Raw genomic sequence first — 17,458 nt, 5'->3', positions numbered from 1 at the left:
TGTAGGTATGTGGCGGCAGCCGGTTAGTCGCCTCGTCTTGTTGGCTCTGATGCACCCGCACACCGGTTAGCAACAAAAACTCCCGTTAGCAGTGGTTGCTAAAGCGCGGATCCCGGCTAAGGGGAGTCTTTGTGCGGCTAAGGCGCAGATTTCGTCTAATGGGTGTTTCTTTCGCTTGCGGGTGTGGTGTAGGTATGTGGCGGCAGCCGGTTAGTCGTCTCGTCTAGCTGGTTCTGACGCACCCGCACACTCGCCAGCGCCCGGACCCACACCTCGTGCTCCCACCCCAAACACAGACGAGGCGGAACTCACCAAAGTGAGTTCCGCCTCGGGAAATCAGTCAGGCAGCGAGCCCTTCAGCTGTGCGGCCCCAACCAGGCCACTTGCCTAACGGGCCAAACGCCCAGCCAGGCCACGCTCCCTACCTCAGAACAAGGATCAGGCCTTGTTGTCTTCTTCGTCTTCGTCGATCAGGTCGTTGACAACAGCGGCGTCGCCTTCAGCAACGTTGCGGCCGTCCTGTTCGACAATGACTTCGCCGTCTTCGTTCAGCGGCGCAGGAACGTCTTCGACAACGGTGGTGGTGCGGTGCGAACCAACTGGACGAGCGTCAGCGGGACGGTTGCCCGGCAGCGGTTCCGACCATGGGTCTTCAACCGGCTTGACCTTGGTCCAGACGTAGTAGCCGATCAGGCCAACACCGGTCAGAGCCAGCAGCCACACGATCCACATGCCGCGCTTGCCCTGAGCCTTGCGAGCTTCCTTCGCCGCCTGCTTCGAGGCCTTGCGCGAAGCCTTGGCGAGTTCGTCAGCGCGCTTAGCGGCGAGCTTCTTGAACTTCTTGACCTGGCCCTTCTTGCCCGTGACGCGTTCAATCAGTTCGTCAAGAGCCTTGGGGGTTTCAGCGTTGCGAATGGCCTTCGCTGCGTCCTTCGAACCAGCGGCAATCGTCTTGGCGTGGTCGGAAGCGCGTTCGCCGCCGCGAGCCACCAGGAGACCCTGGGCTTCGGCAGCCTTGGAACGACCGTATTCAAGACCGTCTTCGATCTTGCCGAGGCCCTGCTCAGCCCAGTCTTCGAGCTGGGGGCGGACGTTGTCGGCGGTCTTCTGCAGGCGGTCTCCGGCTTCCTTCAGGGCGGGGCGTGCAGCCTCGGTGCCGTCCTGCAGGAGCTGACCTGCCTTTTCGGTCAGGTTGTGTACGGCGTTGTCGACGTTCTCGAGAAACGACTTCGGTGCGGACTTCTTCTTGAACATTTCACCCTCCTGGGATGTTCGACCCTGCACAGTGCAGGGAATGCGTGTGCGCCATTCGTCACTTCCATCGTACTGGTCAGCACTGACACGAGGGGACCCCAGGCGGCCGAAAAGCCAGATTCTGACGGTATTTCCACTAACAGCGGACCGCATTCCATACGTTTTCCACCAACAGCGTAAGCTCCCAGCGGAACATCAGGGGCAAATAAGGTTCATGTCAGTGGTTCATGACAGACTGAAGCCATGAGTATTGCTACACAGCAGGTCATCCTGCACACCAACAAGGGCGACATCAAACTTGACCTCTTCGGCAACCACGCTCCGAAGACGGTTGCCAACTTCGTTGAACTGGCCAAGGGCGAACGCGAATACAAGGACGACGCCGGCCGTTCCAACCCCACCCCGTACTACGACGGTCTGGGCTTCCACCGCATCATCTCGAACTTCATGATCCAGGGCGGCTGCCCCGTCGGCACCGGCACCGGCGGCCCCGGCTACATGTTCGACGATGAAATCCACCCCGAACTGCAGTTCACCAAGAAGGGCCTCCTGGCCATGGCGAACGCCGGTACCCGCGGCGGCCGCGGCACCAACGGCTCGCAGTTCTTCATCACCACCGCCGAAACCCCGTGGCTCAACGGCAAGCACACCATCTTCGGTGAAGTTGCCGACGCTGACTCGCTCGCGGTTGTCGAAAAGATCGAAGCCTCGCCCACCGGCGCTATGGACCGTCCGATCGAGGACGTCACCATCGAATCGGTCGAAGTTCTCTGATCTGAGCTTTTTGCAGCGCCGCAGCTTCTGCTGCGGCGCTGTTTCTTTCCCAGGGCCACACTCACGAGGCGCCGGTCGAGTCCCAGCCCCGGCCACCCGGGTGCCGGTCCTGAACTAGACCGCCGAGGTGCCGCCCCGGTTTCCCAGCCTCTCCCGGGTTCTGGTGTTGTGTAAGCCGGGCGGCACCTCGTCATCCCAAGCCTGATCAGGGTGGTGAAGGTGCTCGGCTATCCTCGTGTGCATGAGCGAATCAGCAGGTGCGGCCCCCTTTTCGGAAGAACCCGACCCGAACAGTGTGCCCGCTCAGCAGGCAAGCTCAAGCGGCTCGGCAATCGTGTTGACGCGGCCGTACGTGACGTGGACGATCATCGCGATCACCTTCGTGTTCTTCCTGCTGCAGTTCCTGCCGTCGCTCGAACTGCAGAGGCGTTTTGCTTTCGCTCCTGTCCTTGCCCACGAAGAGCCGTGGCGCGCACTGGCCGCGGCACTAGTTCACGCGCAGCCCAACCCCGGCCACGTGCTGTTCAACATGCTGGGTCTGTTCTTCTTCGGATCGTTTGTCGAACGCTCTATGGGACACGTGTTCATGCTGGTCACCTACATTGTGGGCGCATTCGGCGGGTCCGTTCTCACGCTGCTGTTGGCTGCGCCGGGAACACCTGAGTTCAGCTCTGCGTACGTGGGCGCATCGGGTGCTGTGTTCGCCGTTGTGGGCACACTGCTGGCCCCCACCAGCCGGCTGGACCGGAACCTCATGGGCATCGTGCTGTTTCTGTGCCTCAACATGGCACTCGTGACGATCGACTCGAACATCGCCTGGCAGGCTCACCTGGGCGGACTCGCCGTGGGATTCGTGCTCGGGATCGCCCGCGTTATGCCGCGCGGCGCCGGCATCCTTGCCAAACGCTATGTGCGCGGCGGCATTGGCATGGAGCCCACACCCGTCGTCCCGGCAAGCAGCCCTGCCGCGCGAATCGCATTCTGGGTGGCAGCTGTTCTGACGACGGTCGTCCTCGTTGCCGCCTACACGGTTGTGTGACGCAGCGGGCTAGTGGCGTCTGGTGTAGCCGCCTGACGCAGCGGAAGCGTCTGGGGCGACCGTCCAGCGTGCGAAACCTTCCGCCGCGTCCGGCCGATTCTCCTAACTAGATGTACTGATCGGGGACATTGGTCGACAGAATCGGCCTATATTCGCGGGAAACGGCGCTTCTCGTCGAATGGTTCGACCTCGAACATGTCTACCCCGCGAGCTTTCAGCCCTTCAAGCACGCGTTCGCTGACGATCCACGCATAGCTGTGAGCACCCTCTCGCCACGCGTATGAGCTGATCTCGCTCGTCCCCTCAATATTCTCAGCGAATCCGACGTATCCGTCGACTCGTCCTTCGTTCAGGCTGTAAAGGTCGACGTCGAACGTCGAGCATCCCGTCACACCGAGTTCAGCCACTGCGTCGGCGAAGCGCTGGGACACAAGAGTCGGAGGGCCGCCCCAGAGGATATCGCCGCGGCGCTTGCCGCGACTGTTCGTATTGCGCTCAAACCACACAGGAAACGGGATCTCGTCAAGCTTCCCGTCAGCTATGACATCGACGACCTTTCGCCCATCCTCAAGCGTCGGAGAGCCCAGGTCCGGACGGCCCTCCCAGGTCGTGCGAATCCAGAAGTCCCTCTGAGAACTCAGCGGCCAGATTTTATACCATGCAGTCACATCAGCTCTTTCATTCAGCACTGATAGTACTTTTTATAAGCATTGTGCATCTTGGTGCGCTTATCCAGAATGGCCTTTTTACTTCGCGGCTTCTCGAAGCATGCATCCAAGCGGGCCAGATTTGCGCCTTAATGCAGATTCACGCGCTAATGCGCCGCAACACAGCGCAAATCCGCATTACCGCGTGAATCTGCACCAGAGGCATCAACGCTGGTGCCGCCCCAACCGACCGCCGAGTCAGGCCTGACTACGTCTCGTCGCTGACCAGAGGATCTGACGGTCCGAAGATCCTCTGCGCGACTCGCAGGAAGAAGTTCGTCAGCGGGCCGATCAGGAACGCATACGCAAATGTGCCGATCCACAGCAGTCCGCCCAGCAGGACGCCCGTAACAAGAACCAAAACCTCAATAACTGAGCGCACCATCCACACGGGTTTGCCGGTCACACGGGTCAGCCCGGTCATAAGGCCGTCACGCGGCCCGGGCCCAAAATTCGGAATGATGTACAGAACCGTGGCAATCGCGTTGAGGACAATGCCGGAGATCATGAACAGGATCCGCACCCACATCTGCTCCGGGTAGCCGATCAGCCACACAAAGAAGTCCAGCCAGACGCCCACCAGAATCGCGTTGGCAAACGTGCCCAGCCCGGGCTTCTGCTTGAGCGGAATCCATGCCAGCAGAACGATGAGCGACACGATCACGATGATTGTGCCGATCGACAGCGGCACGTGGTGCGAAATGCCCTGGTGCAGAACATCCCACGGTACGGGCCCCAGGTTGGACATCACCATGAGTCCCGAGGACAGCCCGTAGAAGGCAAGCCCCACAAAGAGAGCCGTCAGCCTCCATCCGAGGGGTGCTTGAGCTAGGAGGCGAAAATCTGCGGCACCGCCGCGCTGGCCTGAACCGCCTGATCCGCCCTGGCCTCCGCCAGGACTCACCGCCATCTGGTGGACATCGCCAGGCCGACGACCATGATTCCGAAGCCTGCCAGCAGGTTCCAGTTACCCCACACCTTCACGGGGAACTCACCACCGGACAGGTAGAACACGATCAACCACAGCATGCCCAGGATGATGATGCCGAGCATGGTCGGCAGGAACCAGCGCGGGTTTGGGCGCACGCTGGTATCCGAGCTGCCGGACTGGTACTTGGTCTGCTTGCGCGCCGATGCGCGCTTTGCCGGGTTGCCCGACTTTGCGGCGTTCTTCGACTTCTTGGCGGGCGCGGACTTGCGGTTCTTCTGCTTAGCGCCCGAGGTGCCCTTGTCTTCCGCTTTCTTGTCGGCCTTCTTCTTGGCCGACTTTTCGTCGGCCTTCTTGTCGTCCGAGTCTTTGTCGTCAGCCTTCTTGCTGCCCGACTTTTCGTCAGAAGCGTTTTTGTCTTCCGAGGTGCCGCTCTTGTCTGCGTCCTCGGTCTTCTTTGCCTTCTTGGAGCCCTTGCCAGCTGCCTTGCCAGAGCCCTTGTCAGCAGCCTTCGCGCTGTCGTCCGATTCTGCGCTGCTCGCGTCGAGTTCAGCCGATTCGACCGCTTCTTCAGCGTCGGCTTCGGCGGGCACCTGCGATGAGGTCGCCTTGAGGTTGTCTTCGCGCTTGCTTGACGAGGCCACAGTTCTCCTTCGGTTGGCCTTGTGCAGGCCAAACAACGGCATATCGGAATTCCTCAGGGTATGTTAGTCGTTTTTGGCTCGCATAGCACAAGAACGCCGGCTTGAGCCACTATGATGGCTCGAGGAAACAGCCGGATATCCCCGCTGGGATCGTTGGAAAGCTAAGAGGACACACGTGGATCAACCACTGACGCGCAAAGAACGCATCGCGCGTGAGCGGGCTGAAGCCCAGCGTGCCGAACAAGCCGAATCTGCTGGCGAAACCTACGCTGTGCACCCAGAGGGATCGCAGCGGCCCAACCGCGAACCCAGCCGCGAAACAGAGGCTCCGGCAGAATCCACCTCGTACCCTGCGGCAGAAGATGACGGTGCCGCCACCTCGCCCATGCCGGCGGTGGGGGAGCGCCCCTACATCCGCCCGGCAGCTCGCGATGCCCGCCGTGCCTACGGTACCGGACCGCAGCACACCACCGCACCGAACCAGGGCCACAGCGCGCCGACCGGCTACAGCCAGCCTGCCGCTTACAGCGCCCCCACCGGGCACGCTGAACCCGCACCAGCCCCACCGGCAAAGTCCACAAAGCCGGAACCTGAACCCCTCGGCTTTGTCCGCGGTACCATCCGCGGCTTCGGCGAACTGTGCATCACAGCCGGCCTCATCCTCATCCTGTTCGTGGTGTGGCAACTGTGGTGGACCGACATCGAAGCGAACAAAGACAACCAGCACCTGGCCGGGTCCCTTGCCGAAAAGTGGCGCGAAAATCCGCTCGACAAACTGCCCGAAGACCCTGACACCCCCGTGCCAGCCGCACTGCCGGCTGAGAACGAAGCCTTCGGCATCATGTACATCCCGCGGTTCGGCCCCAACTACTACCGCACCATCGCGGAAGGCGTGTCGTTGGAACCCGTGCTCAACCGCATGGGCATGGGCCACTACCCGTCAACAGCCAAACCTGGTGAAGTCGGCAACTTCGCTATGGCCGGCCACCGCGTGACCTACGGAAAGCCGCTCAACCTGATCGCCGAAATGCAGCCCGGCGACAGGATCTACATCCAAACGAAGGAAGGCGTGTACACCTACACCTTCCGCAACTACGACATCACCCTGCCCGACGCCACGGAAGTACTCGCACCTGTTCCCGCAGCCCCCGAATACAAGGGCAAGGACCGGATCATGACGCTCACGGCGTGCAACCCCATGTTCTCTGCGCGTGAACGCTACATCGCCTACGCGACGCTCACCGACTGGTCGCCGGCCGGCACGGACGTTCCCAAGGAACTTGCCGACCTTCCCGCCTTCGAGAAAGCCGGAGGGAAGTAAGCATGTATGAATTCATTTGGCGTCTGCTGCCGGGCAACTGGTTCGTCAAAACCATCATCAGCGCACTGCTGATCGCGATCATTGTGTTTGTGCTCATGCAGTACGTGTTCCCCGTGATCGCGCCCTACATGCCGTTCAACGACGCCACAATCGAAGGCCGGGCTTTCCACGCAACAGCCCACGCAGCAGTTGACACAATCATCCCGGGAGCAGACCTGTGATCGCTCGCATCCTCGTGATCGACAACTACGATTCCTTCGTCTACACCCTGGTCAGCTACGTGCAGGAACTCGGCGCGCAGACCGATGTCGTCCGCAATGACGACATCACCGCCGACCAGCTGGAGGAACTCCTGCCGAAGTACGACGGGGTCCTGATCTCGCCGGGGCCGGGAACGCCGGCTGAAGCCGGCATCAGCGCCGACATCGCACGATGGGCCGCTCAGCACTCGCTGCCGTACTTCGGTGTGTGCCTGGGTCACCAGGTGCTGGGTGAGGTGTTCGGGGCCGTGGTCGACCGTTCGCCGGTTCTCATGCACGGCAAAACCTCGCTGGTCGTCCACAACGGAGAATCGGTTTTCGCCGGCTGCCCTTCACCGCTGACAGCCACCCGCTACCATTCCCTGGCAATCGTGGACGACAGCCTCCCGCAGGACGTCTTCGAAGTCACCGCACAGACAGAAGACGGCGTCATCATGGGCATCCGCCATCGCAATGCGCCGCTGCACGGCGTGCAGTTCCACCCCGAAAGTGTTCTCACGCAGAGCGGCTACACGATGGTCGCGAACTTCCTGGCCGCCTGCGGTATGCGGCAGGCAATCGCCGCCGCACACAACCGCACGCCAGTGGCGTCAGCCGCGGCGCTAAGCAGCTGAGCGCCGCAGCGGAATCACGAATCGTCATCTGCTCCCGGCAGAAGAGGCCATCCCTCGTCATCAGTGTTGTCATCTGCCGGCGTCGGCGTCGGAGTGGGCGTCGGCTTTTCCTTCGCCACCTTGATGGTGATCGTCGAGTGCTGCTCGGTTGACGAACCGCCCTTGACCGATTGCGAGAACACTTTGCCGGCCTCGTGGTCGTTCGTTTCGACCTCTTCGGTGTTGCACTGCAGCTGGTGCTTTTCGCCAGTCAGGATTTCGCAGGCCTCATCAGCGGTCTTGCCGGTGACATCCGGAACATCAACCCGTCCCGAAGACAGAACCAGGTCAACAGCCGAACCCTTCTCGACCTTCGAATCCTTACCGGGCTTGGTCTTGAGCACCGTGCCCTTATCAACGTCAGGCGAGTTCTCTTCGGTGTTCGAACCGCCCTTCAGACCAGCCTCTTCCAGCGTCTGGCGAGCCAAAGACTCGGTCTGTCCCGAAACATCCGGAACTGTCACCTCGGCCGGCCCAACAGATACGAACACCGTGACATCCGAACCCACCTGGACAACAGAGCCGCCTTCGGGGTCAGTCTTGACGACGTTGCCCTCCTCGACATCGTCGTCGTTGACCTCCTCGGTCAGCCCGTTGAGGTTGTTGTCCGCCAACCACTTCAGCGCCTCTTCTTCAGAAACGTCCTTCAGGTCAGCAAGCTCGATCGTGGGCGGTTCCTGCGGTTTGGACAGCTGGTACACCCACAGACCCAAGCCGCCCAAAACAAGGACGAGGATCGTCGCAAGAATCCACAGCCAGCTGCGCTTCTTCTTGTCCTTTTCCTCTTCTTCGTCGCGGTTGGGCAGGGTCGAAAAGCCCGAGGTGCTGCTCAGCTCATCATGTGGCCCCATGGTCTGCGGGCCGGTGCCCACGCCGACGGGAGCGACCATCTGCGTTGCTGCGGTCGCCGGGGCCGGGGTGTAGATCTGGGTTGCGTTCGGGTCGCCGCCGTCAATGCTCATGGGACGACCATCGCGGGCAGCCAGAACATCCTCGCGGAACGTGAACGCATCCTGGTAGCGCTCATCACGGCTCTTGCTCAGAGCGTGCAGCACCAGACGGTCCACCGACGGCGGAATGTTCGGGTTGATCTCCGAAGGCGGACGCGGGGTTTCGCCCACGTGCTGGTACGCCACGGCCAGCTGCGAATCACCCGTGAACGGCGGCTGTCCCGTGAGCAGCTCATACAGCAGGCACGCCGTCGAGTACAGGTCGGAGCGAGCGTCGACAACTTCGCCTCGGGCCTGTTCGGGGGAGAGGTACTGAGCAGTGCCGACAACAGACGAGGTCTGAGTCAGCGAACCCGTGTCCTCAAGTGCGCGCGCAATCCCGAAGTCCATGACCTTGATGTCACCTTCGGGAGTGAGCATGACGTTGGCGGGCTTGATGTCACGGTGGACGATCCCATTGCGGTGGCTGTAGTCCAGGGGCGCCAGGACACCGGCAATGATGTCCAGTGATTCCTGAACCGTCAGCGGCCCGTGGGTTGAGAGAACCTCACGCAGAGTCTGGCCCTCCACGTACTCCATGACGATGAACGGCACCATGACTTCGCCGCCGCCGGACTCCACCACGGCCTCTTCGCCGGAGTCGTAGACGCTGACGATGCCGGGGTGGTTCAGCCGGGCAGCCGACTGGGCTTCGCGGTTGATGCGCTCGTGGAAGGAATTGTCACGGGCCAGGTCGCTGCGCAGCAGTTTGATTGCAACACGACGGCCGAGCCTGCGGTCAGTTCCCGCATGCACTTCGGCCATACCGCCGCGACCCAGGAGCTCCTTGATCTCATAACGGCCCAGAAGCAGACGTGAATCTGGCATCATTTACCTCCGCTGTTCGAGGCGGAGTCCCCGCCGGTCACTTTTCCGCCGCCCTGGCCGGAACCACCCTGTCCCGAATTGCCCTGGTCGGAACCGTTCTGGCCGCCTTGGCCTCCCTGGTCCTTGTTCTGTCCCGGAGCATTGCCGGAGTTTCCGCGGTCCTGACCCGGCGCATCGCCCGAATTTCCGGGGCTGTCATTGGACCCGCCGCCGTTGTCAGAACCAGAACCGCCGGAACCGTCCTGCTGGTTCGAGCCGCCCTGGTCGGATCCACCCTGGTCGGAACCGCCCTGGTTCGAGTCGCTGGGGCGCTTGCGCTCCTGCGGCTGCTGTTCCTGCTGCTCAGGCTGGCTGTCCTGGTTGTCAGCGGGGTCGTTCTGAGTTGGCTCAGAACCGCGCGAAACCACCAGTGTTACTCGCGAACCGGACGGGAAGCTGTAGCCGTTCTCACCGGGCTGCACAGCTGTGACGGTGCCTTCTGGTTCGTCAGAGTATTCCAGGGTCTTTTCGGCCTTGAGGCCAATATCCCGCAGGTCAGCCTTTGCGTCGCGGTAGTCCTTGCCGACATAGTCGCTGGGGTTGATCTCGACCATTTCGGACTGTTCATCCGTGGTCTGATCGCCGAACAGCTGTTCACCGAACAGCGCCCACGCACCCCAGCCCAGCAGACCCAGAAGGGCAATCACAAGAATCGCGATCGCAGCTTTGGCGCCTGCGCCGCCCTTCTTGCGCTCTTCGGGTTCTTCGAGTTCTTCTGACGTCGGCTCTGGTCCCGCCAGGTATCCGCGCTGGATGCCCGCCGGCTGTGCGGCCGCCTGCTCCGAGGTGTGGTTCAGCACGGTCGTCGAAGCTTCGTCAGAGCCGATCACCTGTGTTGCGGCGGTCTGTCCGCCGGCATTCGGCGCCAGCTGGGGGATGGCGGCTTCCGCAGCCGCGATGTCGCCGTCCATCAGGGCACGCGCAGCCGTGGCCACAGATGCGCCGTCAGCCGGACGCTGCCCAGGCTTCTTGGCCAGCAGGCAGTCCACGAGCCTCTGCACGGGTGCCGAAACGGTTTCCGGCAGGGCGGGGTGCTTGCGGTTGACCTGCGCAATGGCGATCTCAACCTGGGTTTCGCCGATGAACGGACGGCGGCCCGCCAGCAGTTCGTACAGGATGATGCCGAGCGAATACAGGTCGGACTGGGGCACCGAGCCCTTGCCGGTGGCCTGTTCCGGAGCCAGGTACTGGGCGGTGCCCATCACCTGACCGGTGCGGGTCAGCGGAGCCTGGTCGGCCACGCGGGCAATGCCGAAGTCGGTGATCTTCACCCGGAAGTCCGGGGTGATGAGCAGGTTGCCCGGTTTGATGTCACGGTGCACCACACCGGCCTTGTGGGCGGCATCGAGTGCCTGGGCGGCCTGCGCGGTGATGTTGAGAGCATCGACTTCGCTCATAGCGCCGTCGCGTTCGATGATTGCCGACAGCGCTTCGCCGGGCACGTACTCCATAACCAAGTAGGGTGCGCCGGTTTCTTCGCCGTAGTCGTACACACCGGCAATGCCGGGGTCGGACACCGCGCCCATTGAGCGTGCTTCGGCCCGGAACCGAGCGAGGAAGCCCTCGTCGTCCCGGTATTCGTCCTTCATGATCTTCGCTGCGACAGGGCGGCCGAGAAGGTTGTCGGTTCCCTTCCACACTTCGCCCATTCCGCCGACGGCGATGCGGGTGGTGAGTTCGTAGCGTCCGCCGAGCACCGTGCCTGCTTCTGGCTTCATCAGCTGATCACCGCCTCCATGATCTTCTTTGCTATCGGTCCCGCAGTGCGCCCGCCGGATGCTGCCGATCCTGCTGCACCGCCGTTCTCTACTACTACTGCCACGGCCACCTGGGGGTCGTCAGCCGGAGCAAACGATGTGTACCAGGCGTGGGGTGCCGCGCCTTTCGCATGCTGTGCCGTGCCGGTCTTCGCAGCGACCTTGACACCCGGAATTGCTCCCGCCCCGCCGGTGCCGTCGGTGACGACCTTCTGCATCATCTGGTTGAGGTAGCCGGCCGACTCTTTGCTCATGGGCTTCGAGAAGGTCTTCGGCCGCGGGGTTTCCATCACCTCGAGCGTGCGGGCGTTCTTGACCTGCTTGACGAGGTTGGGCTGCATTTCTTTGCCGTCATTCGCGATTGCCGCGGCGACCATGGCCATCTGCATGGGCGTGGTGCGGACTTCGTACTGTCCAATGGACGACTGTGCCAGCTGTGGGGGATTGAGGTCCTCCGGGAACTGCGAAGCGTCGACCTTGATGGGTGATTCGAAGCTTTCGCCGAAGCCGAACTTGGAGGCCGTTTCAGCCATCGCGTCTTCGCCGATGTCCATGCCAAGCTTGGCAAAGGTTGTGTTGCACGACTTTGCAAGAGCGTGTTCGAAGGTGGCCTTGCCGCCGCTGCCGCAGGCTGCGCCGCCGGCATTGCCGATGGTCGCGCTGGTCTGCGGAAGGTCCAGGCGGGTGGGTGAATCCAGCACGGTGTCCGGTGTGTAGTCGCCGTGTTCGAGAGCTGCGGCCGCGGTGACGAGTTTGAAGACAGAACCGGGTGGGTACTGCTTGCCTCCGATCGCCTTGTTCACAGCGGGCTGACCGTCGGCCTTGAGGAGCTTGTCATAGGCCGACTGGGCTTTCTTCGTGTCGTGCGAAGCCAAGGGGTTCGGGTCCCAGCCGGGGGTCGACACCATCGCCAGGACGTGCCCGGTCTTCGGGTCAAGTGCAACAGCGGCGCCGTTCTGTCCGCCAAGAGCATTCCACGCAGCTTTCTGCGCCTTGGGGTTGATGGTCAGCTCAATGGCTGCGCCCATGTTCTCCTGACCGGTCAGCCAGTTGGAGATCTGGTCGTAGAAGAAACGGTCGTCCAGGCCCGACAGGAGGCTGCCCTCGGTGCGTTCGATTCCAGTGGAGCCGCCGATAACCGAGTAGTAGCCGGTGATGCCCGCATACATTTCGGCAGGCAGGCCCTCTCCGCCGTACTGTCGCTGGTACTTGTACTGCGTATCAGCGGGAACGGACTTGGCGACGGGTTCACCGTCGATGAGGATCGGACCGCGCGGCCGTGAGAGCTGTTCGAGCAGCGTGCGGTTGTTCATCGGGTTGGAGCGCAGACTGTCAGCCGCAAGGAACTGCACCGTGCTGACCGAACCGAACAGCAGGGCAAACATCACAAGCCCCACGATGAATACGTGGTTGAGAGATTTCTTCACTGCTGTTCACCTCCTGCCGGCTTCGGCGCGTAGCCGCTGGTGCTGGGGTTGTAGTCCGAAGTTGCGAAATCGCCACTGTCAGCCTCGACATCGGCCTCGTCATCCGTGCGCACGGTGGGCGAGGTGTCTGTGACCGCCCGCAGCACGCCCGTCTGGAATTCCTCCTGTGGGCGTCTGGCGTTGTCGCTCATGCGCAGCAGCAGCCCCAGAATGATCCAGTTGGCCACAAGAGAAGAACCACCGGCTGCCAAGAACGGGGTGGTCAGACCGGTCAGCGGGATGAGGCGGGTAACACCGCCGACGACGATGAACGTCTGGAAGGCCATGAGGAACGAAAGACCCAGAGCCAGCAGGGTGCCGAACTGGTCGCGCAGGCTGCCGGCGATCTTCACGCCGCGCTGGAACATGATGAGGTACAGCGTGAGGATTGCGAACAGGCCGATCATGCCGATCTCTTCGCCGAAGCTGGCGATGATGAAGTCGGAGTCCGAATAGGGGACGATATGCGGGCGGCCCTCGCCGAATCCCGTGCCGAAAAGACCTCCGTTGGCCATGCCGAACATGCCCTGCACCAGCTGGTAGGAACCGCCGGGTTTGCGGTTGAACTCTTCCGGCGACAGCGCGTTGAGCCACGCGTCGACGCGCTGTGAGAAGTGCGCAAACAGGAAATACGCAGAGACTGCGGCCGCAGCGAACATGGACAGGCCCAAAAAGATCCACGTTTTGATGCCGGTTGCTACGTAGAGCATCGCAACGAACAGACCGAAGAACAGCAGTGCTGAACCCAGGTCGGTCTGGAAGACCATGACGGCAACCGCAATGATCCAGGCAATGATGAGCGGACCGGTATCCCGCAGCCTCGGCAGGCGCACCCCAAGGACTCGCGGACCGGCCAGGCGCAGCTGGTCGCGGTAGTTGACGAAATAGCCGGCGAAGAAGATCGCCAAGAAGATTTTGGCGATTTCACCCGGCTGGAAGCTGAACGGGCCCAAACCGATCCAGATGCGCGAACCGTTGATGGTCCGGCCCAATCCGGGCAGCAGGGGCAGCAGAAGGAAGAAAACACCGGCGAGAAACGCAATGTAGGGCCAGTTGCGCAGAATGCGGTGATCGCGCAGCACAAAGATGACCGCGGCGCACAGAATGACGCCCAGGCCCATCCAGATGAGCTGCGAATCCGCAGTCCTCGTGGATCCCTTGGCAACCCCGATCCGGAAGATCATCGCCAGGCCCAAGCCGTTGAGCATGACTGCGATCGGCAGCAGCACGGGGTCGGCATACTTCGCTCGGAAGCGCAGCACGATGTTCATGCCGATGCCGAAAGCGGCGATCACGCCGGTGTAGCTGTACACGTTGGCGGGGATTTCCCCGGAAGTGCCGATGCCGACAAGCGCATAGGAACCGCCGGCGACAATCACCGCGATGATGACAAGGAACAGCTCAACATTGCGGTACGTGCGCGGACCCTTGGCAGTCTCGACCTGATCGGCTTCCGTGCGGTAGTCGTCCAGGGTTGCGCGACTCACTGTCCGTCACCGCCCGGTGATTCTGAATCGCTGCTGGGGGCGGGGTCGGTTCCGTCGTTGACGCCGCCCTGGATGCCGTCACCGCTGCTGTCGCGGCTGGCTTCTTTCCGCAGGTTGTCGACGATGTTGTCAACGTCTTCCTTCGAGCCGGCAGGGATCGTCTGACCCAGGCGGTCCTGCGTGAAGCTCGACAGGCTGCTGACCTCGATGTCGGTCTGTTCCTGCAGGTGAGACAAGCTGATGGGGCCCAGGTCCTGGGAAACACCCTGGTAGACGACAACGCGCCCGTTCTCTTCGGTCACGTAGTACTGGTTCTGAATGTAGCGCCACCCGAACAGGGCCGCACCGGCCAGAAGAGCAACCACGAGCACCGTGACAATCCAGCCGAAATAGCTGCGGCGGGGCACTTCTTCGTAGTCGTCGTCATCTTCGTCGTCGCGTGCCGCGGCAGCCCGCTTGGACGCCTTCTTGTCAGCCTTGCGCTGGGCTTTGCGCTCGGCGCGGGAGGGCTTCGGTTCCTCATCTGCGGCGGAAGCCGCGGCAGCAGAGGCAACGGGAGCGGCAGGTGCGGCTGCGGCGGCAGCCGGCTCCGCCTCGTCATCTGCTCCCGAGGTGGAGGTCGGCTGGGTGGCGGGCTCTGTATCCGCGGAAGTCGGCTGGGTGACCTCTTCGGTGTCATCGGTGCCCGTGTCCTTGCCCATCGCGGCGATGTCGCCGGCGTGCATGATGTCAGTGTCAGCGGCAGGATCGTCGTTGACGACGTTCATCTGGCGGGTGGACTCAGCTGAACTGCCCAGAAGCGCGTAGTGCGGGTTGATGCGCACCGAACCGGCGTTCGAACCGGGATCTTCAGCGCGCGCGGGGTCAGCCTCAACAATGTCGCTGACGATGACGGTCACATTGTCCGCACCACCGCCGTCCAGGGCGAGGTCCACCAGCTGGTCGCAGGCGTCATCGGGGTTGTCAACGGTTTCGAGAATCTGCTTGATGTCGCGAATATCCGCAAAGCCGGTCAGCCCGTCAGAGCACAGAAGCCAACGGTCGCCCAGCTGAGCGTTGCGGATCGACATGTCGAGCTCCGGTGTCGAACCGACATCCCCGAGCACCTTCATGACGACAGAACGCTGGGGGTGGTGCTCCGCCTCGTCCTCCGTGATACGGCCCTCGTCCACGAGCATCTGCACAAACGTGTGGTCAGACGTCATCTGGGTCAGTTCGCCGTTGCGCAGCAGGTACGCGCGCGAATCGCCGATGTGAGCCAAGCACAGACGGCTGTCCTGGCGCATAAGCGCGGTCACGGTCGTGCCCATACCGGCAAGTTCGGGGCGTTCAGCGACAGCGGCGTTGATCCGCTCGTTCGCTTCGAGAATCGCTGAGCGCAGCTCACCCAGCAGGTCAGGGCTGTGCTGCGGAGTGTCCAGGGCAGCCAGACGGCTGACCGTGATGGCCGAAGCCACGTCACCGCCAGCGTGACCGCCCATACCGTCGGCGATCAGCAGAAAGTTCGGACCCACATAGCCGGAGTCCTGATTGTTCTGACGCACCAGACCAACATTGGAGCGGACCGCGGCGTTGAACATGATTTCGGGAAGTTCGTTCGTCATGCCTGCAGCTCCATAGTCGTGTTGCCGATTCGCACAGGTGTGAAAGCAGGCAGGGGCACGGCGCCGTGAAGCCTGCGATCGCCGACGAACGTTCCGTTGGTAGAACCGAGATCCTCGATGTACCACAGGCCCTCGTCAGCGACAACGCGCGCGTGAACACCAGAGGCGAAATCATCGTGGAGGACAACGTCATTGCCGCCGGCACGCCCCATGGTCACTGGTTGGCCGCCCAGCGGGATGACCTTGCCCTGCAGCGCGCCGGATGTGAACACCACTTGGGCGTGATGGGCCGTTGTCACCTGGTCGCCGGGCTGAACAGAGCCGCCGGATGCGGTCGGAGCGGCAGCGGGCGTGCTTTGCGGGCGGCCGCGGTTGCCCTTGGAGCGTCCGCCCTTGCGACGGCGGACCTTAGTGCGCGGACCGAAGATGTCCTGACGCAGCACACCGGCGACGAGGAAGACGAAAATCCACAGCAGCGCGAAGAATGCGAGCCGCAGCACCATGACGGTGAGCTCTGTCATCAGCTCCCTGCTTCCGATCGATGGAACACAACCGTGCTGTCGCCGGCCTGCAGAACGGTTCCATCGGTCACATTGACTTTTGAGATGCGTTTGCCGTCCAAGAGGGTGCCGTTGGTTGAGCCCAGGTCAGAGGCCTGTGCGTGCGAACCGTCGACGGTCACCTCGAAATGGCGGCGGGAAACACCCGGGTCGTCGATGACGATGTCGGCGCTGGAAGACGAACGGCCGAAGATCGTTGACCCCTGGCCCAGCCTGTAGCTGCGCGAACCAACCGACACCGTGAAGTGTGCGGCTGCCTGTCGGCGGGCGGGACGTGCGGGGTCCGGATGGTGTGGAGCGGGGTGTGCTTGTGCCGGGGATGCCGGGGGTGCGGCGGCTGGGGGAGGCGTCGGGTTGGCTTCGCGGCGGCGGGACTGTTCGTAGGCTTCCGGCACGACGGGGTTGGCGCGGCTTGCCGGGTCGTAGCCGCCGCGATTGGCCGGCTGCGCGGCGGGCGAACCGTCAGGGCGCTCAGTTCCTGCAAGCACGCGGTAGACGCCGGTGTCGAGGTCTGATGCGACGGTCAGTTCCACCGTGACGGGGCCGACGAAGGTGTAGCCCTGCTCAACAGCGTGTTCGCCGACAACCTGACGGAGGTCGGTTTTGAGCTCGTCGAAGATGGGGGTCAGTCGCTCGAAGTCGTTCGAGGACAGTTCCACGGTGTAGCTGTTGGCGGTGAGTGTGCGGCCGCGCGATACAACTGCGGCGCGTGCGTCGGCTTCTTTGCGAAGCGCTCCGGCGAGCTCAACAGGTTCGACCTGGGAGCGGAAGGCCTTGGCGAACGCGCCATTGACCACGCGTTCAATTCCACGCTCAAAACGGTCGAGCATGCCCACGGTGCGCTCCACCCCCTTTCGACGATCAATCAGTCAACTCACCATATTAACGGCCCGGGCCTTGGCGGGCCCTGAGAACCGCATATTCCGCCGACAGTGCGCGGCAGCGGCTGATTTGACACTAACGCGAAATCGCGCACGCGTGGGGGATATTGAGGGGATATTGATGGGGTTTGGGTGCTGTTGTTAGGTGGGTGGTTGGGGTTCGGGGTGGTTGGGGTGCGGGGTGGCTGGGTGTGCTCGGCGGTTGTCTGGTTGCCGTTGCGCACACCCGTTGGGAAGGAATCCACGCTTTAGCCGTAAGGAGACTCC

The 17,458-nt window shown here is 62.5% G+C and carries 16 protein-coding genes; 5 read left to right on the top strand and 11 right to left on the bottom strand.

Annotated elements, in window-relative coordinates; genetic code table 11:
• Positions 1-438: 438 nt before the first annotated feature.
• Entirely contained in the window at positions 439-1,254 is an 816-nt protein-coding gene (locus HMPREF3087_RS04455) for a hypothetical protein (protein ID WP_070428223.1), read from the bottom strand.
• Between the two features lie 243 nt (positions 1,255-1,497).
• On the opposite strand from HMPREF3087_RS04455, the gene HMPREF3087_RS04450 reads away from it, so the two are divergent.
• Together HMPREF3087_RS04450 and HMPREF3087_RS04445 are read left to right on the top strand one after the other, a co-directional pair.
• A complete protein-coding gene (locus HMPREF3087_RS04450; RefSeq protein WP_070428222.1) occupies positions 1,498-2,028 on the top strand; it encodes a peptidylprolyl isomerase in 531 nt (176 codons plus the stop codon).
• 241 nt (positions 2,029-2,269) lie between these two features.
• Positions 2,270-3,067 (top strand): rhomboid family intramembrane serine protease, encoded by a 798-nt coding sequence (locus HMPREF3087_RS04445; protein WP_083272030.1) that lies wholly within the window; start codon positions 2,270-2,272, stop codon positions 3,065-3,067.
• A 146-nt stretch (positions 3,068-3,213) separates the two neighbouring features.
• Here HMPREF3087_RS04445 and HMPREF3087_RS04440 read toward each other — a convergent pair whose 3' ends face one another.
• From HMPREF3087_RS04440 to HMPREF3087_RS10380, 3 genes are all read right to left on the bottom strand, one after another.
• Complete coding sequence (locus HMPREF3087_RS04440; RefSeq protein WP_070428221.1) at positions 3,214-3,735, bottom strand: hypothetical protein; 522 nt, start codon at positions 3,733-3,735, stop codon at positions 3,214-3,216.
• A 247-nt stretch (positions 3,736-3,982) separates the two neighbouring features.
• A complete protein-coding gene (locus HMPREF3087_RS04430) occupies positions 3,983-4,684 on the bottom strand; it encodes a membrane protein YczE (RefSeq protein WP_256173035.1) in 702 nt (233 codons plus the stop codon).
• Entirely contained in the window at positions 4,675-5,346 is a 672-nt protein-coding gene (locus HMPREF3087_RS10380; RefSeq protein ID WP_256173034.1) for a cell division protein CrgA, read from the bottom strand. Before HMPREF3087_RS10380 ends, HMPREF3087_RS04430 begins: the two co-directional genes overlap by 10 nt.
• 175 nt (positions 5,347-5,521) lie before the next feature.
• Here HMPREF3087_RS10380 and HMPREF3087_RS04420 point away from each other — a divergent pair, with 175 nt between their 5' ends.
• From HMPREF3087_RS04420 to HMPREF3087_RS04410, 3 genes are read left to right on the top strand one after another with little or no spacing between them, the layout of a single operon-like run.
• Entirely contained in the window at positions 5,522-6,667 is a 1,146-nt protein-coding gene (locus tag HMPREF3087_RS04420) for a class E sortase (RefSeq protein WP_070428218.1), read from the top strand.
• Between the two features lie 2 nt (positions 6,668-6,669).
• Entirely contained in the window at positions 6,670-6,888 is a 219-nt protein-coding gene (locus HMPREF3087_RS04415) for a hypothetical protein (RefSeq protein WP_070428217.1), read from the top strand.
• A complete protein-coding gene (locus HMPREF3087_RS04410; RefSeq protein ID WP_070428216.1) occupies positions 6,885-7,541 on the top strand; it encodes an anthranilate synthase component II in 657 nt (218 codons plus the stop codon). The genes HMPREF3087_RS04415 and HMPREF3087_RS04410 overlap by 4 nt, the downstream gene beginning before the upstream one ends.
• A gap of 14 nt (positions 7,542-7,555) precedes the next feature.
• Here HMPREF3087_RS04410 and pknB read toward each other — a convergent pair whose 3' ends face one another.
• From pknB to HMPREF3087_RS04375, 7 genes are read right to left on the bottom strand one after another with little or no spacing between them, the layout of a single operon-like run.
• Entirely contained in the window at positions 7,556-9,397 is a 1,842-nt protein-coding gene (gene pknB, locus HMPREF3087_RS04405) for a Stk1 family PASTA domain-containing Ser/Thr kinase (protein ID WP_370919317.1), read from the bottom strand.
• Positions 9,397-11,154: a protein kinase domain-containing protein gene (locus HMPREF3087_RS04400; protein WP_070428214.1), complete on the bottom strand. Its 1,758-nt coding sequence runs from the start codon at positions 11,152-11,154 to the stop codon at positions 9,397-9,399. The genes pknB and HMPREF3087_RS04400 overlap by 1 nt, the downstream gene beginning before the upstream one ends.
• Positions 11,154-12,620, bottom strand: coding sequence for a peptidoglycan D,D-transpeptidase FtsI family protein (locus HMPREF3087_RS04395; protein WP_070428213.1), 1,467 nt, complete (start codon positions 12,618-12,620; stop codon positions 11,154-11,156). Before HMPREF3087_RS04395 ends, HMPREF3087_RS04400 begins: the two co-directional genes overlap by 1 nt.
• Positions 12,617-14,146 (bottom strand): FtsW/RodA/SpoVE family cell cycle protein, encoded by a 1,530-nt coding sequence (locus HMPREF3087_RS04390; protein ID WP_070428212.1) that lies wholly within the window; start codon positions 14,144-14,146, stop codon positions 12,617-12,619. The genes HMPREF3087_RS04395 and HMPREF3087_RS04390 overlap by 4 nt, the downstream gene beginning before the upstream one ends.
• Positions 14,143-15,750: a PP2C family protein-serine/threonine phosphatase gene (locus HMPREF3087_RS04385; protein ID WP_083272028.1), complete on the bottom strand. Its 1,608-nt coding sequence runs from the start codon at positions 15,748-15,750 to the stop codon at positions 14,143-14,145. The genes HMPREF3087_RS04390 and HMPREF3087_RS04385 overlap by 4 nt, the downstream gene beginning before the upstream one ends.
• Positions 15,747-16,271 carry an FHA domain-containing protein FhaB/FipA gene (locus tag HMPREF3087_RS04380; RefSeq protein ID WP_070428211.1) on the bottom strand — a complete coding sequence of 175 codons (525 nt, stop codon included), beginning with the start codon at positions 16,269-16,271 and terminating at the stop codon, positions 15,747-15,749. The genes HMPREF3087_RS04385 and HMPREF3087_RS04380 overlap by 4 nt, the downstream gene beginning before the upstream one ends.
• A complete protein-coding gene (locus HMPREF3087_RS04375; protein WP_256173039.1) occupies positions 16,271-17,140 on the bottom strand; it encodes an FhaA domain-containing protein in 870 nt (289 codons plus the stop codon). The genes HMPREF3087_RS04380 and HMPREF3087_RS04375 overlap by 1 nt, the downstream gene beginning before the upstream one ends.
• Between the last annotated feature and the right edge of the window lie 318 nt (positions 17,141-17,458).

This window comes from Brevibacterium sp. HMSC22B09 (genome assembly GCF_001806795.1).
Lineage (GTDB): Bacteria > Actinomycetota > Actinomycetes > Actinomycetales > Brevibacteriaceae > Brevibacterium > Brevibacterium ravenspurgense.
The sequence above is the reverse complement of the archived record's forward strand: the minus strand, read 5'-3'. Positions and strand labels throughout refer to the sequence as shown.